This window comes from Chloroflexota bacterium (assembly GCA_009840625.1).
Classification (GTDB): domain Bacteria; phylum Chloroflexota; class UBA11872; order UBA11872; family VXNJ01; genus VXNJ01.
This window is the reverse complement of the sequence record VXNJ01000010.1, coordinates 169,955-184,631: the sequence shown is the minus strand read 5'-3', so window position 1 is coordinate 184,631 and position 14,677 is coordinate 169,955. Positions and strand designations below refer to the sequence as shown.

Here is a 14,677-nt window from a genome sequence, read left to right as displayed (position 1 = left end):
CAACCCGCAGTCAGCAGGGCGCCAGCGCGAACGGTTAGGGCGTTGCCGCACCGGCCGGTGACAAATCCAATAGGCCGGCGGCTGGCCCGGAGGGACTGGAATCGGCAAATGGCCCACCCTGCTGGCCAACACCTCCACCCGCTGATCGTTCCCGTCTCCATCGGGATGGCGGTTCGGGGCCGGCGTCCAATCCGGTCTCGGCCCGATTCAAGAGCGGCGGCGGTAAACGCGGCACGCGATCCCGGCGTTGGGTGAAAGTATGTCCGCGGTCAGCTACTTGTTTCAGACAGCTACTTGGTAATACCGTATAGTGGGATCATGGACTTTACGGACAACTGGACGACCCAGTTAAGAAAAGGCGCCCTGGAGCTGTGCATGCTCAACATCGTGGGCCAAGAACCGGTTTACGGATACGAGATCGTCAAACGCCTGCGCGGCGTCGAGGCTCTTGTGATCCGTGAGGGGACCGTTTACCCCATCCTCAGCCGTCTGCGGCGCGAAGGATTGGTGAGCACCACGCTCCGGGAATCGCCGGAAGGACCGGCCCGCAAGTATTACGAGTTGACGCCGCGCGGCAAGCGATTGCGCCAGGAGATGAACCGTTACTGGGTAGTCCTCAAAAAGGGAATGGACGCGCTCAACACGGAGGGTCCGGAATGATGGCGGCGCAACCTACGTTCACCGAAACCGCGCGCAGCGATCTGAAACGTTACCTGCGGCGCGTCAGGCACGCGCTGCGGCCGCACCCATCCGTCGACGCCGACGAGGTGGAGCTCGAAATCAAGGGGCACATCGAGGCCGAGCTGGCAGGCGAGCCCGAACCGGTCACGGCCGAGCGCCTGCACGGCGTCCTTGACCGGCTCGGCAGCCCCAACGACTGGGTCCCGGAGGACGACCTGCCGGCCTGGCGGAAACTGCTGCTCCGCGTCAGTACCGGGCCCGAAGACTGGCGGCTTGCCTATCTCTCGCTCGGCCTGTTCGTAGCAAGCTGGATACTGGCACCGGTTGCCCCGCTGCTCATATTCGCCAGCTTCCTGGTCGCCCGGGCCGGATTGCGGCTGCTCGAGGAACGCGGCGAACCCGCCGGCGCCCGCAAGTGGTTCTTCTACCCGCCGCTGGTGTTCATCTATCTGGTCATCGCGATCATCGCCGTGATATTCCCGCTCGCGGTCACCGTGGGCATGGCGGCGGACCCCAGCCTGCCGCCCGATCTTTACGGCATCCGCGGAGTCGTTTCGGAGTGGATCGACCTGCCGGGCTGGCTGGCGGCGGCCCTGCTGGCCGTGTTGTTTAACGGGATCTGGTGGCTGGGTATCGGACTGGCCCTGGCACGGCTGACACGTGCCTTCCGAGCGGTATTCTGGCCGTTCGCCGAACGGACCCAGAAGCGTCACGGCCTCCGCATCGCTTTGGTCGGCGCCGCCATCGCCGCACTGTCGGGATCAGCCCTCGCGCTGATGGCCTAGGGGGAAGCAAAAGCCGGACCGCAGTTGCGCGGTCGCGCCGTCGCAATAAGGCCCGAGGCGGGTCGGTTGCCGCCCATTGCCGCGTTACCGGATTCGGCGAGATTGCGATCGCCGGGCGGGTCGGAAGTAGACGGCGGCGTACATCTAGGCCATGGCCGCGCTGGCGGCGCGGATCTTTGCCAATTCATCCCCGTCCAGCGGGGTGCTTGCCGCCGCCGCGTTGGCCCTGATCTGGTCGGGCGATTTAGCGCCGGTAATGGCGCAGGTGACTGCGGCATGCGCAAGCACGAACCCGACCGCCTTATCGACGATGCTACGGCCCGATTCGTCCAAATCGCCGACCGCGTCGGCGACTGCCAGCTCTTTCAGGTACAGTTCGCGCCGCTGGCCACCATTCCAGCCAGCGCGGACGAAATCTGCGAACTTGGACCGGGCGTCGTATTTGCCGGTCAGGACCCCCTGGCCCAACGAGCCCCGGATCAGGGTGCCGATATCCCGCTCCTGGCACAAAGGCAGCGCCGCCCGCTCGGCCCCGCGGCGCACGATCGAGTAGTCGATCTGGGCGATCGCGCATTCGCCATCGGCGTCGAATTTGGCAATCACGTCAGCATTGCCCGAGGAGACTCCGAAGTGACGGATCTTGCCCTGTTCGCGCAGGATCCTAAATCCCTCGAGGTAGATCGCCGGGTCTGGAGGATCCTCGTCGTGGCACTGGAAAAGATCAATGTAGTCGGTGCCCAGTCGGTGCAGGCTGGCGTGGCAGGCGTTTACGATGTGCAGCGGGTGGGTGTAGCGCTGGGGATGGCCCTGGCGGTATAGCAGGTGCCCCACTTTCGAGGCAATGAAAACCCTCTGGCGATCGGCACCTAGGGCCTTGCCAAGCCGCTCTTCGCCCAGCAGCGGGCCGTAATTGTCGGCGGTGTCAAATAGGTTGATCCCGGCGTCGAGCGCCGCGCGGACGGTGCCGGTTGCAGTCGCGTCGGACAACTCGCCCCACTGGTTGCCAAGCGCCCAGGTGCCGAAACTGACTGCCGACACTTCCCAGCCGGTCTTGCCCAGGCGGCGGTAATTCACTCAAATTCCCCATGCGCGGATCGGGCGATCGCCCTTTGATTCAGGCTCCATTGTGGGCCCGGCCTGCGCCCTCAAGTCCGCTGCGGGGACGCTCCTGCGGCGAGCGGTCAGGTCATATCGGCGCTGCATTCGCGGATTGTTTCCAGTTCTTCAGAAGTCAGACTGACGGCTCCCGCTGCGGCATTGGCGCGGATCTGCCCGGGTGACTTGGCACCGGTGATGGCGCAGGTTACGGCCGGGTGCGCGAGCACGAACCCCAGCGCCAGTTCGACCAGGCCGCGACCGGGCCGACTCAGCTCGCCAACCGCTGCGGCGACCGCCAGTTCCTTGAGAAACAACTCGCGCCGTTCCCCGTCATTCCAGCCCGAGCGGACCGAGTCGCCAAAGCGAGTCTCCGCGTCGTATTTGCCGGTCAGGACCCCCTGGCCCAGCGAGCCCCGGATCAGGGTTCCGATATCCCGCTCCAGGCACAAGGGCAGCGCCGCCCGCTCGGCCCCGCGGCGCACGATCGAGTAGTCGATCTGGGCGATCGCGCATTCGCCATCGGCGTCGAATTTGGCAATCACGTCAGCATTGCCCGAGGAGACTCCGAAGTGACGGATCTTGCCCTGTTCGCGCAGGATCCCAAATCCCTCCAAAAACACCTCCACGTTGTCCGGGTCGGCCTGGTGGCACTGGTAAAGGTCGATGTAGTCGGTGCCCAGTCGGTGCAGGCTGGCGTGACAGGCGCTGACTATGTGCAGCGGGTGGGTATAAGCCTGGGCATGTCCCTGGCGGTTGCCCAGGTTGCCGACCTTTGTTGCAATGAACACGCTTGACCGCTCCGAACCGAGCGCTTTGCCCAATCGCTCCTCGGCCAGCAGCGGTCCGTAGCCGTCGGCGACGTCGAATAGGTTGATCCCGCAATCCAGCGCCGCTCGCACGGTGTCGCGGGCAGTATCGTTGCTCAGGTCGCCCCACTGGTTGCCCAGCGCCCAGGCGCCCACGCTAACCGGCGAAACGTCCCAGCCGGTCTTGCCAAGTCGGCGATATTCCATTGTTCTGGCCCGCTCTCAATAGCTGCCGCGCGGACTGCCCGGCAGCGAATGCCAGAACACGCCGCGGCGGCGATTCCGCAATTTGATCCGCGACCATTTTGGGTACCGGAGTGTGCGGTAGGCGTCCTAGCCTGTCCAACCGTCGCGGCGCCGGCCCAGTTCCGGCCGGCCGGGGTTGGCGGCCGCATAGGCGCATCCATCCCGCAGCGGGCAGTCGCCGCAAAGCGGGCGCTTGCGGCAGAAGTTCTTGCCGTGCTGGATGAGCAGGGCATGGTATTCGCCGGCCAGTTCGGCGCTCGGAGTGATCGCCGATAGCACTTTTTCGCGCAGGTGGCCACGATCTGGGTCGGGGCCGATCAAGCCCAGCCGGGACCAGATGCGGACGGCATAGGTATCCACGACGAAGGTCGGCCGCCGGGCCGCGAACAACATGATTGCGTCGGCGGTCTCCGGACCGATTCCCCAGCAGGAAAGCAACGCCTCCCGCAGCTGCGGGGCGGGTAGGGCGAGCAGATTGGCCAGCGACCCGTGCTCCAGGCACAGCCTGGCGAATTGCTCCAGTTTGCGGGCTTTCTGGCGGAAGTAGCCGGCCGGCCGGACCAGTTCGGCCAGCTCGGGCGCCGGCACCGCCGCCAGGTCCTCGATCCGGGTCAGATCGGCGTCGGCCAGGCGCTCCAGCGCCCGTGCAGCGTTGCTCCAGTTGGTGTTCTGGCAGAGGATCGCCCCGGCGCAGATGTAGTCGGCCCGGCCGGGCCAGGATTCCGGCCACCAGCGCTGCGGGCCGTAGGCCGAGACCAGGCGGTCGTAGACGTCCAGCAGCCCGCTCGTGGTCGGGCCGCCCGGATCAGTCGCCCGTGAAACCGTACCCATCGGAGCGATCTGCGACCAGGGCGTTGGCGGTGCTGATCAATTCATCAACCGTGATCGCGCCGACCTGGCCGCCGGCCCGCAGCCGTAACGATACCTTGCCGGCGGCAACGTCCCGGTCGCCGGCGATGAGCATGTAGGGAATCTTCTGGTTCTGGGCATGGCGAATCTTGCGGTTCATGCGCTCGGAGCGGGCGTCGACTTCGGCCCGCAGACCGGCTTCGCTCAGCCGAACGGCAACCTGCTGGCAATAGGCCAGGTGACGGTCGGCGATCGGAATGACCTGAACCTGCACCGGGGCCAGCCAGAGCGGGAAGGCGCCGCCGTAGTGCTCGGTGAGGATTGCCGCGAAGCGCTCGATGGAACCCCAGAGCGCCCGGTGCACCATCACCGGACGCTGCCGCGAGCCGTCCTCGGCCTCGTATTCGATTCCGAACCGCTCCGGCAGGTTGAAGTCGACCTGGACGGTCGAGAGCTGCCAGAGCCGCCCGATCGCGTCGCGAATGTGGACGTCGATCTTGGGTCCGTAGAACGCGGCTTCCCCGGGAACCCGTTCATATTCCAGACCCGACCGCGTCAGCGCCTCGACCAGGCCCGATTCGGCCAGCTGCCAGAGATCGTCATCGCCGACGTACTTGTCCTTACCTTCCTCGTCGCGGACGCTCAGGGCCACCTGAAGGTCGGTGAAGCCGAACACCGCGAGCATGTCGCGGGCGATCGTGAGCGCCGCCTCGATCTCGTCGGCGAACTGGTCGCGGCGACAGAAGATGTGGGCATCGTCCTGGGTGAAGCCCCGGACCCGCAGCGCGCCGTGCAGGACCCCCGATTGCTCGTAGCGATAGACGGTTCCCAGTTCGGCATACCGCAGCGGCAGATCGCGGTAGCTGCGCGTGCGCGAGGCGTAGATCTTCACGTGGAAGGGGCAGTTCATCGGCTTGTTGATGAAAGACTGGTTCTCCAGCTCCATCTCCGGGAACAGCCCGTCGCTGTACCAGTGGGTGTGGCCGCTGGTTTCCCAGAGACCCTTGCGCCCGATGTGCGGCGTATAGACGATGTCGTAGCCGCGGTCGCGGTGCTCGGCGCGCCAGTAGTCCTCCATGAGCTCGCGCAGCATCCCGCCGCGCGGATGCCAGAGCACCAGCCCGGCGCCGACTTCCTGGTTGATCGAAAAAAGGTCCAGTTCGCGCGCCAGGCGACGGTGATCGCGGCGCGCCGCCTCCTCCAGGCGTTTCAGGTAGGCCTTGAGCTCGCCCCGGGTCGGAAAGCTGGTCGCGTACAGCCGCTGCAGCTGGGGGTTGTTCTCCGAACCCTTCCAGTAGGCGCCGGCCACCGAAAGCAGCCGGAAGTGGCCCACTCCGGCGGTGCTGGCAACGTGGGGGCCGCGGCAAAGATCCACGAACGGCCCGCAGCGATAGAGCGAAATCTCCTCGCCGGCCTCGATCAGGTCCCTTATCGCCTCGACTTTGTAGTCCTGCCCCATCTCCGCAAAGGATTCGGCGGCCTCGTCGCCGGCGATTACCTCGTATTCGAACGGGTGGGCCGCCTTGGCCAATTTGGCCATTCGTTGTTCGATCTCGGCAAAGTCCTCGGAGCTCAGCGGGCGCGGCAATTCGAAGTCGTAGTAGAAGCCGTCTTCGATCGGAGGGCCGAAGCCGAACTTGGCTTCGGGGAACATCTCCTGAACCGCCGCCGCCATCACGTGGGCACAGGAATGACGCATGCGCTGCAGGTCGTTCATCGGGGGAGCGGGCCGGGGCGGGGCAAAATTTAGCCCCCGATTATCCGAATACGCGAGCCCCGAATAGCCCGGCTGGGACCCCTTGCTTTACCTCATATTGCACCTGGCCGGCATGGTCGCGTTCGTCAACATCGCCCGCTACGCGCGCAACGATCCGCGCGGATTCTTCGTAACCGGGGCCGTCGGTTATTGCTCGGCCGCGGTAATCGCCGCGATCTGGTCGTTGACGCTCCACGGCGGCATTTCACTCGAGCTGCCGGCGGTCCTCTTCGGGGCATTCCAGGGATTTGCCTTCCAGTTCATGTACCTGGTGGTCTTCATCATGGTCGGCCTCGGCGGCATGGCGGTCACCTCCACGATCAATCGCATGACGATACTGGTGCCGACCGTGGGGGCGATCCTGATCTGGGCCGAGCAGCCGACCCCGGAGCGCTACCTGGGCATCGCGGCCATCTTCCTGGCCCTGCCGCTGCTGGGCCTCCAGGCCCAGCGCCGGGCGGTCCAGGCCAAGATGGGCAGCTGGTTGATGCCGCTGCTCGTGCTGGCTTCCTTCTTCCTGCTGGGCGGCGCCGAGCTCGGCGCCAAGTGGTTCGTCGAAGCGCGCGTTGCGGCCTCCCCCTCCGACTACACCTTCTGGCTCTTCCTGGCCGCCGGCGCGAGTTCGCTGATAACCTGGCCGCTGGCCAACCGGATGGCGCGTCGCGAATGGGACCGCACCACGCGGGCGGGCGTTACTCCGGCACCCTTCCAGCTGCAGGTGAGCCCGCGCTCCATCGGGTTCGGCCTCGGCCTGGGAGCGGCCAACTGGGGGCAGGCGACCGCGCTGGTTACGGCCCTGACGGTTTTCGATGCCTCTTTCGTTTTCCCGCTGGCTTCGGCCAGTTTCGTGATCCTGGTCTCGGCAATCGACTTCGTGTTCTGGCGTCAGCGGTTTGCACCGCTGACCGTTCTGGGCCTGGCGATCGCCGCCACCGGGGTTGTGCTGGTCAATCTGGACCTGGGCCTGTCCGGAGTGTTCGGATAGGGGTCCGGCCGGGCCGTGGCGGCGGCGAAAATTGCCTTCCCGACTACGCTTCGGCCAATCAACACCCTGCCTGGCGGGCGCTCCTTGCTTTACCTACTTTTGCATCTGGTCGGGGTGCTGACCTTTGTCAACATCGCCCGCTACGCGCGCAACGACCCGCGCGGATTCTTCGTAACCGGTGCCACCAACTACTCGTTCGCCATGCTGGTCGCCGCCGCCTGGGCGCTGGCGACCCGCGGCGGAATTTCGCTCGAGCCGGCGGCGGTCATTTTCGGCGCCTTCCAAGGATTCACCTACCAGGTCATGTACCTGGTCCTATTCGTCCTCATGGGTCTCGGCGGGCTGGCCATCAGCACCACCATCAACCGCATGGCGATCCTGGTTCCCACCATTTACGCGATCCTGGTCTGGGGCGAACAGCCGACTCCGGAGCGCTACCTGGGAATTGCCGCCATCGTCCTGGCCACGCCGCTGCTGGGACTCGACGCCCAGCGCTACGCGGTCCGCACCAAGCAGGGCGGCTGGCTCCTGCCGGCCATGATCCTCATTTCCTTCGGCCTGCTGGGGGGATCCGAGATCGGCGCCAAGTGGTTCGTCGAGGCCCGCGGCGCGTCCGACCCGGCCGACTACGCCTTCTGGCTGTTTGCCGCCGCCAGCGTATGTTCGCTATTGACTTGGCCCCTGGCCAACCGGATGGCCCGCCGCGAGTGGGAGCGCAACCAGCGCCCGGGCCAGGCCCCGACGCCGTTCAAGGTCCAGGTCAACCCGCGCTCGATAGGGTTCGGGATGGCCCTGGGGACAGCCAACTGGGGCCAGGTGGTCGCCCTGATCTCCGCCCTCACGGTCTTTGACGCCTCGTTTGTTTTCCCGTTCGCCACCGCCAGCATGCTGGTCCTGATTTCAGTCATCGACTACGTCTTCTGGGGACAGCGGTTCTCGAAGGCCACGATTACCGGCCTGGTCGTGGCCGGGGTCGGGGTGGTCCTGATCAATCTCAACCTGGGCTTTGCCGAGGTGTTTTCGTGAACCCGGTGACCCGGCGCGGCGCCTTGCGCCTGCTCGCCGGTTCGCTGGCCTTGGCCGCCTGCGATCAGGCCCCGGCGGGCCGGGTCGGGCGGGCCGAGCGACTCGAGGTCGGCAAGCTATTGCCATCCGCCGCCCTGGAAGATCTGGACGGGACGCCGGTCGAACTCGCCGCCCTGGCGGGAAACCCGATCGTTATCAATTTCTGGGCTAGCTGGTGCGGCCCCTGCCGCCTGGAAATGCCCGAATTCGACCGGATCTGGCGGTCCGGCGAATACCCCGAGCTCGGACTGTTGGCAATCAACGTGGCCGAGGGGTCGTTCGTGGCCAGCCAGTTCGCCGATGAATTGGCGCTGCAGATCCCGGTGGCGCTGGCCGATCGCGCCGTGGCCGCCCGGCTGCTGGGGACCGCCAGCCTGCCGGTGACGGTCTTTGCCGATTCCGACCAGGTAGTCCGCCACATTCGCTTCGGGGTCTTGAACGAGGCAATCCTGCGCGAGCAGATCGAGGCCGCGCAAGCCTGATGCCCTGCGGAGTCTGGCCCAGACCGGCCCCGGCCACTTCGCTTCGGCCGCACTGCGTGAGCGCTGAGGAAGACCGTGAATAACGCACGGCTCGATCGGTACGGGGGCTGGACCGGCAAGAAGTTCTCACCCAGCGGTTACTTTCGGACCGAGAAGGACGGTCGCTGGTGGCTGGTCAGCCCCGAGGGCAACGGCTTTCTCAGCTTCGGCATCAACCACCTGCACCCGGAGTTCTGGAACCAGGCCTACAACCGCGCCGCCTGGCGGGACCGCCTGGGGTTGGACGATCTGGACGGGCCGGGTTTTGCGGTCGCACTAAGGCGGTGGTTCCTCGAAACCTGCCGCGGGTACGGGTTCAATACCGTCGGAGTCCACGCGGATCTGGCGATAGCCAACCTTCCCCGCCCGGCGATGGCCTACATGCTGCCGATCCAGTTCGTCGATATCCCGCACTGGCAGGACGATGTTCCCGATGAGAGCTTCGTCGACGTGTTCGCTCCGGAATTCGAGCGCCGCTGCGACCGGCTGGCGGCCGAAATCGCCGGCCCGGCCCGCCAAGACCCTTATCTGCTCGGTTACGCGATGACCGATTGCCCGTTGCTTACCGAGGAAGACTGCCGCGAGCGTCCCGACACGATCGGCGGCGCCGCGCGCGGGTCCCGGGTCGGCTGGCCGCAACGGTTGCGCAACCTGGGCCAGCGCGCGGCCGGCAAATCCGCCTACGTGGAGACCGTCCGCGGGCTGTACCGCGACGACATCGCGGACTTCAATCGAACCTACGGTACCCGGTTCGACTCATTCGCGGCCCTTGCGCGGACCGCCGACTGGCGGCCGGGCAGCGACCCGGCCAATCCGGACGAGACGCGCGACAACACGGTTTTCCTGCAGCGGGTCGTGGACCGCTACTACCGCACCGCGCGCGATGCGATCACCCGTCACGACCCCAACCACCTCTTCTTCGGCGACAAGCTCAACGCAAACACCGACTCACTCGACACCGTGCTGCCGGTGACCGCCCGTCACACTGACGTGCTCTTCTACCAGATGTACGGACGCTACGCGGCCCAGCAACCAGGCCTTGAACGGTGGGCTGAGAAAGTAGACCTGCCGGTAGTCAACGGCGATTCGGCATACACGATGATCACCGCCGACATGCCCCGCCCGTACGGTCCGGTGGCCGACGATCTGGGCCAGCGCCGCGACTGGACGGTGGAATTCTTCCGCGCGGCGTTCGCCCGGCCCGAATTCGTCGGCTGGCACTACTGCGGCCTGGTCGACGCCCCCAATCGAATCGCCCGCAAGCGCGGCCGTCAGCATTCCGGGCTCATCGACGGATTCGGCGAACCCTACCCGCTGCTCCGCGAGGCGTTGTCGGACTGCGCCGACGAACTGTATCGCCTGGCCGGCGCCGACCAGTAGGTTTGCCTCTCGAACCGCCCGCGCCGGCGTTTACAGGGAGAGCGCCTGCCGCAGCTCCTCGGGGTCGGCGCTCTGGATCCGGAGCGGCGGATCGGAGCGTCCCAGGGCAACCTCCGGGTCCTTCAGGCCGGATCCGGTCAGCACGCAAACCACCCGGGACCCGGCTTGGAGCAGCCCGCGCTCGGCGCGGTCCTTGAGTCCGGCCACCGAGACTGCCGAGGCCGGTTCGCAGAACAATCCCCAGCGGGCCAGCTGGCCGTAAGCCTCGAGAATCTTGGCATCTTCAATGGCCTCGATCGATCCGCCGGCCTCGTCGCGGGCCCGAATTGCCTTTTCCCAGTTTTCGGGGTTCCCAATTTCGAGGGCACTGGCCACGGTGGAGGGATTGGCGACCGGCCGCCCGCTGACTATCGGTGCGGCGCCGGCGGCCTGGAAACCGCGCAGGACCGGCAGCTCATCGATCAGGCCGGCATCGGCGAACTTTGCAAAGCCGCGCCAGTAGGCGTGGATGTTGCCGGCGTTGCCGACCGGAATGTAGAGCTCGTCCGGCGCCGACCCCAGCTCGCTGCAGATTTCAAACGCCGCCGATTGCTGGCCCTGCAGCCGGTACGGGTTGACGGAATTCACGTGCACCACTCCCGGCACCCGCGCGCAGATCTCCTTGGCGACCTCCAGGCGGACATCGAAATTCGCGTCCATTACTACCACGTCCGAGCCGTAGACCTGCGCCTGGGCCAGTTTTCCGCGGGCGATTGCATCCGAGACCAGCACCACGCAGCGCAGCCCGGCCCGGCCGGCGTAGGCCGCTGCCGCTGCCGAGGTGTTGCCGGTCGAGGCGCAGATGACCGTGTGGGCGCCGCCTTCCAGGGCCTTGCTGATCGCCAGCGCCATGCCGCGGTCCTTGAACGATCCGGTCGGGTTGCAGCCGTCGTACTTGGCCCAAACCTGGCCGGCTCCGGTGTCCCGTTCCAGGGCCGGTAGGCGCACCAGCGGCGTATCGCCCTCGCCCAGCGAAACCCTGGGGGTGGAGTCGCCGACCGGCCAGAAGCGCTGCCAGCGCTCGACGACTCCGGGGCGCAGCGGCTCCGGCTTCAGGAGATGTCCTCGATCCGAATCAGGGTCGCGATCCGGTCGGTGATTTCCAGTCCGCCGGCCTCAGCCACCGCTGCCTGCATGTCCTTTTCGACCGCTTGATGGGTAACGATCACGAGCTCGGCCAACGAGGCGTCGTCGTCGGTCTCTTTCTGGGTGACGGCGGCGATCGATACTTCGTGGGCGCCGAACACGCTCCCGATCTGGGCCAGTACGCCCGGCTGGTCCTTGACCCAGAGGCGCAGATAGTAGCGCGAGCGCACCCGCTCGATCGGCCTGAACGAGCAGCTTGCGCCCACCCGCAGCGGCACCCGCGCATGGGCCCCAAGGGCCAGGTTGTGGGCCAGGTCGATCAGGTCGGCCACGATTGCGCTGGCGGTCGGTTCGGGCCCGGCACCGCGGCCGACGAAAGTCGCGTTGCCAATCAGGTCGCCCTGGATCCGAACCGCGTTCTCAACGCCGCCGACCTGGCACAGGAGGCACTCGCGCGGGATCATCGTCGGATGAACGCGGGCCTCGACCGCACCGTCGTTGAGACGGGCGATGGCCAGCAGCTTGATCCCGTAGCCGAGATCGGCCGCGGCCCTGAAGTCGGCGGCAGCCAGACCGGCTATCCCCTCGCGAAAGATGCTCTCCGGCCGGACTTCGATCCCGAACGCCAGGGTCGCGAGCACCGCCAGTTTGTAGGCGGCGTCGTGTCCCTCGATATCGTTGGCCGGATCGGGCTCGGCGTAACCGAGTCGCTGCGCGTCCGCCAGTACCGCGCCGAAGTCGGACCCTTCCGCCGCCATCCGCGTGAGGATGTAGTTGGTGGTGCCGTTGATGATTGCCTCGACCGCCGAAAACTGGTTGGCGGTCAGGTTCTGGCGAAACGGGCCGATCAGCGGAATTCCCGCCCCGACGCTGGCCTCGAAGTAAAGGTCGACGCCGCGTTCGGCGGCATGGGCGAGGAGCTCGGCGCCGTGGTGGGCCATGACTTCCTTGTTGGCAGTTACAACGTGCTTGCCGTTGGAAATCGAGGCTTCGATGAGCTCGCGCGCCGGGTCCAGCCCGCCGAGGAGTTCGATCACCACGTCGATGTCGTCGGCCGCCACGATCCGCTGCGGGTCGGTGGTCAGAACGCCCGACGGCGGGGCAATCGGGCGCGGCCGATTCGGGTCGCGCACCAGGGCCCGCTGCAGCTTTAGCCCGCGGCCGACGGAGGCGGCCAGCTGCTCGCTCTTGTTGAACAGCACCGCCGCCACGCCCGCGCCGACGTTGCCCAGACCGAGCATGCCGACCCGTATGGGGCCCGAATCAGACAATCGATTCCCCGTTTGGGCTGTCGTCCGGGTCGCTTTCATCGTCAGGCAGGACATCGTCGGGCAGGTCGATCAAGCCTTCCTGGTATAGCCATTCGATCGTCTCGTCGAGGCCGTCTTCGACGTCGGTGAATTCCAGGCCCAGCTCCTGGCGCGCCTTGGTGGCGTCGAAGCTGTGTCCGAACAGGGCAAAGTCGATGCCCTGCTTGGTCACCACCGGGGCCTCTCGCGGCCGGAAGATGCGGCGAATCGAGTCCATGTGCTGGAGCAGGCGCAGCTGCCACGCCGAGACCCGCTGCAGGTTGCCCTTCACGCCCGCCACGTCCAGCGCGGCGATCAGGAATTCCTCGCGCGTCATGTTGCCACCGCTGAGGATGTAGCGCTCGCCGGGGCGTCCGCGCTCGTCGGCGGCGATTATTCCCTCGACCACATCGTCGATGAACACGTAAGCCGAATCGGTCGCCAGCGTCGCCACCGGGCGCCCGCTGAGCAACGAAACCAAGCGTCGCCCGTTGTGGCGCAGGTCGCCCGGCCCATAAACCATCGCCGGGCAGACGATCGTGACCGGCAGGCCTCCCTCGGCCTCTTCCAGCACGAACTGTTCGGCCTCCCACTTGGAGCGCTCGTAGGTGGTCAGAAAACTCCCGCGGTGCACTGTGTCCTCGTCGCCGATCTCAAATTGCGGCTGCCCGATCGCCGAAGCCGAGGAAACGTGAACCATCTTTTCGATCCCAGCCGCCGAGGCGGCGTTGAGCACATTGACCGTGCCGCCGGTGTTCACGTCGAAATACTCGCGCTCGTCGGCCAGCCATTCGCTGAACGCCCCCGCTAGGTGGAAAACGCGGCTGCATCCCGCCAATGCCTCGCGCACGTCCTCCGGATCGGTAATGTCGCCCTCCACCAGGTCCAATTCCAGGTCGCCGAGCGCGTCCTCGTCGCTGCCCGGCCGCACCAGGGCGACCAGCTCGTCGCCGCGCTCGGCCAGTCGGCCCGCCAGCCGGCGCCCGATGGTTCCGGTGGCCCCGGTGATCAGAGTTGGCATGCCGGTCAGCGCCCTGCCAGCGCCTGCGCGCTGCGGCCGATAACGTCAATCGCGATCTCTACGTCCGCATCCCCGACTTGGTGGTGCAGGACCAGGCGCGAGACGTTCCCGGAGCGCGCGACCGGCCCGATAAGGACTCCCTCCGAGCGGGTCCGCTCCACCAGCGCGTCGGGACGGATGAGCGATTCATCGATCTCCACGTACACCATGTTGCTGGCCGGTTCGGGATTCCTGACCGCCAGTCCGGGTGCGTCGCCGAGAGCCTGCGCCAACCGGCGCGCGCGGGCGTGGTCGTCGGCTAGCTTGGCCGGCATGTCCTTGAGGGCGATCAAACCGGCCGCAGCGATCACCCCGGCCTGTCGCATTGCCCCGCCAAGCAACTTGCGCTTGCGACGGGCGCGGGCGATGAATGGCGGGTTTCCGACCAGCATCGACCCGACCGGCGCCCCCAGGCCCTTGGACAGGCAGAACTGCACCGAGTCGGCCGCCGCGGTCAGCTCGGCAACGGGGCAGTCCAGGGCGGTGGCGGCATTGAATATGCGCGCCCCGTCGATGTGCAGCGACAGCCCGCGGCTCCGAGCGAGCAGGCCGAGCTCGTCGATCGCCGATTTCGGGGTGGGCAATCCGCCGGCGCCGTTGTGGGTGTTTTCGACCCAGATGAGGCGCGGCTCGGCCAGGTGCGGATCCTCGGGCAGGATCCGTTCCTCGACTAGGTCGGCGGTGAGCATGCCGTCGGGTGTGGGAATCTTCTCCAGCGCAATACCGGCCAGCGCGGCGTATCCGCCCCCCTCGTGGATCCCGACGTGAGCGCCGACTTCGCAATAGGCCAGCTGCCCGGGATTGGTGTGCACCAGGGTGGCAACCGCATTGGCCTGGGTCCCCGAGGCCAGCAGCAGACCGGCCTCCTTGCCGAAGATCTCGGCAGCGGTCGCCTCAAGCTCGTTGACGGTCGGGTCCTCGCCGTAGACGTCGTCGCCGACCTCGGCTTCGGCCATCGCCGCGCGCATCGCCGCGGTCGGGCGGGTCACGGTGTCTGATCGAAGGTCGATCGGCTGGGGCATGGTCGGGGC

Annotated in this window: 14 protein-coding genes; 6 read left to right on the top strand and 8 right to left on the bottom strand. The window is 66.7% G+C overall.

Going from position 1 to position 14,677, the window contains the following annotated elements; genetic code table 11:
- The first annotated feature begins 318 nt into the window (after positions 1-318).
- The gene (locus F4X41_07280; protein ID MYB16817.1) at positions 319-660 is read left to right on the top strand and encodes a PadR family transcriptional regulator; all 342 of its coding nucleotides are present in this window, start codon (positions 319-321) and stop codon (positions 658-660) included.
- A complete protein-coding gene (locus tag F4X41_07275) occupies positions 660-1,466 on the top strand; it encodes a hypothetical protein (protein MYB16816.1) in 807 nt (268 codons plus the stop codon). The genes F4X41_07280 and F4X41_07275 overlap by 1 nt, the downstream gene beginning before the upstream one ends.
- 144 nt (positions 1,467-1,610) lie before the next feature.
- Here F4X41_07275 and F4X41_07270 read toward each other — a convergent pair whose 3' ends face one another.
- From F4X41_07270 to F4X41_07255, 4 genes are all read right to left on the bottom strand, one after another.
- Positions 1,611-2,540, bottom strand: coding sequence for an aldo/keto reductase (locus tag F4X41_07270; protein ID MYB16815.1), 930 nt, complete (start codon positions 2,538-2,540; stop codon positions 1,611-1,613).
- A gap of 107 nt (positions 2,541-2,647) precedes the next feature.
- Positions 2,648-3,577 carry an aldo/keto reductase gene (locus tag F4X41_07265; GenBank protein MYB16814.1) on the bottom strand — a complete coding sequence of 310 codons (930 nt, stop codon included), beginning with the start codon at positions 3,575-3,577 and terminating at the stop codon, positions 2,648-2,650.
- Positions 3,578-3,703: 126 nt separating this feature from the next.
- Positions 3,704-4,447, bottom strand: a complete 744-nt coding sequence (locus tag F4X41_07260; GenBank protein MYB16813.1) for a hypothetical protein — start codon at positions 4,445-4,447, stop codon at positions 3,704-3,706.
- On the bottom strand, positions 4,422-6,182 hold the full coding sequence (locus F4X41_07255) for a threonine--tRNA ligase (GenBank protein MYB16812.1): 1,761 nt from the start codon (positions 6,180-6,182) through the stop codon (positions 4,422-4,424). Before F4X41_07255 ends, F4X41_07260 begins: the two co-directional genes overlap by 26 nt.
- Positions 6,183-6,264: 82 nt before the next feature.
- Here F4X41_07255 and F4X41_07250 point away from each other — a divergent pair, with 82 nt between their 5' ends.
- The 4 genes from F4X41_07250 to F4X41_07235 all read left to right on the top strand — a co-directional run bounded on the left by F4X41_07250 (position 6,265) and on the right by F4X41_07235 (position 10,172).
- On the top strand, positions 6,265-7,206 hold the full coding sequence (locus tag F4X41_07250) for a hypothetical protein (GenBank protein ID MYB16811.1): 942 nt from the start codon (positions 6,265-6,267) through the stop codon (positions 7,204-7,206).
- 84 nt (positions 7,207-7,290) lie between these two features.
- Positions 7,291-8,232, top strand: a complete 942-nt coding sequence (locus F4X41_07245) for a hypothetical protein (GenBank protein MYB16810.1) — start codon at positions 7,291-7,293, stop codon at positions 8,230-8,232.
- On the top strand, positions 8,127-8,753 hold the full coding sequence (locus F4X41_07240; protein MYB16809.1) for a TlpA family protein disulfide reductase: 627 nt from the start codon (positions 8,127-8,129) through the stop codon (positions 8,751-8,753). Before F4X41_07245 ends, F4X41_07240 begins: the two co-directional genes overlap by 106 nt.
- 75 nt (positions 8,754-8,828) lie before the next feature.
- On the top strand, positions 8,829-10,172 hold the full coding sequence (locus tag F4X41_07235) for a hypothetical protein (GenBank protein MYB16808.1): 1,344 nt from the start codon (positions 8,829-8,831) through the stop codon (positions 10,170-10,172).
- Between the two features lie 30 nt (positions 10,173-10,202).
- Here the strand turns inward: F4X41_07235 and F4X41_07230 are convergent, their stop codons facing one another.
- The 4 genes from F4X41_07230 to F4X41_07215 are packed head-to-tail and all read right to left on the bottom strand — an operon-like array spanning position 10,203 to position 14,668.
- Positions 10,203-11,252, bottom strand: a complete 1,050-nt coding sequence (locus tag F4X41_07230) for a threonine synthase (protein ID MYB16807.1) — start codon at positions 11,250-11,252, stop codon at positions 10,203-10,205.
- Between the two features lie 11 nt (positions 11,253-11,263).
- Positions 11,264-12,622, bottom strand: a complete 1,359-nt coding sequence (locus F4X41_07225) for a homoserine dehydrogenase (protein ID MYB16806.1) — start codon at positions 12,620-12,622, stop codon at positions 11,264-11,266.
- Complete coding sequence (locus F4X41_07220) at positions 12,561-13,607, bottom strand: NAD-dependent epimerase/dehydratase family protein (GenBank protein MYB16805.1); 1,047 nt, start codon at positions 13,605-13,607, stop codon at positions 12,561-12,563. The genes F4X41_07225 and F4X41_07220 overlap by 62 nt, the downstream gene beginning before the upstream one ends.
- Before the next feature lie 5 nt (positions 13,608-13,612).
- Positions 13,613-14,668 (bottom strand): aminotransferase class I/II-fold pyridoxal phosphate-dependent enzyme, encoded by a 1,056-nt coding sequence (locus F4X41_07215; GenBank protein ID MYB16804.1) that lies wholly within the window; start codon positions 14,666-14,668, stop codon positions 13,613-13,615.
- Between the last annotated feature and the right edge of the window lie 9 nt (positions 14,669-14,677).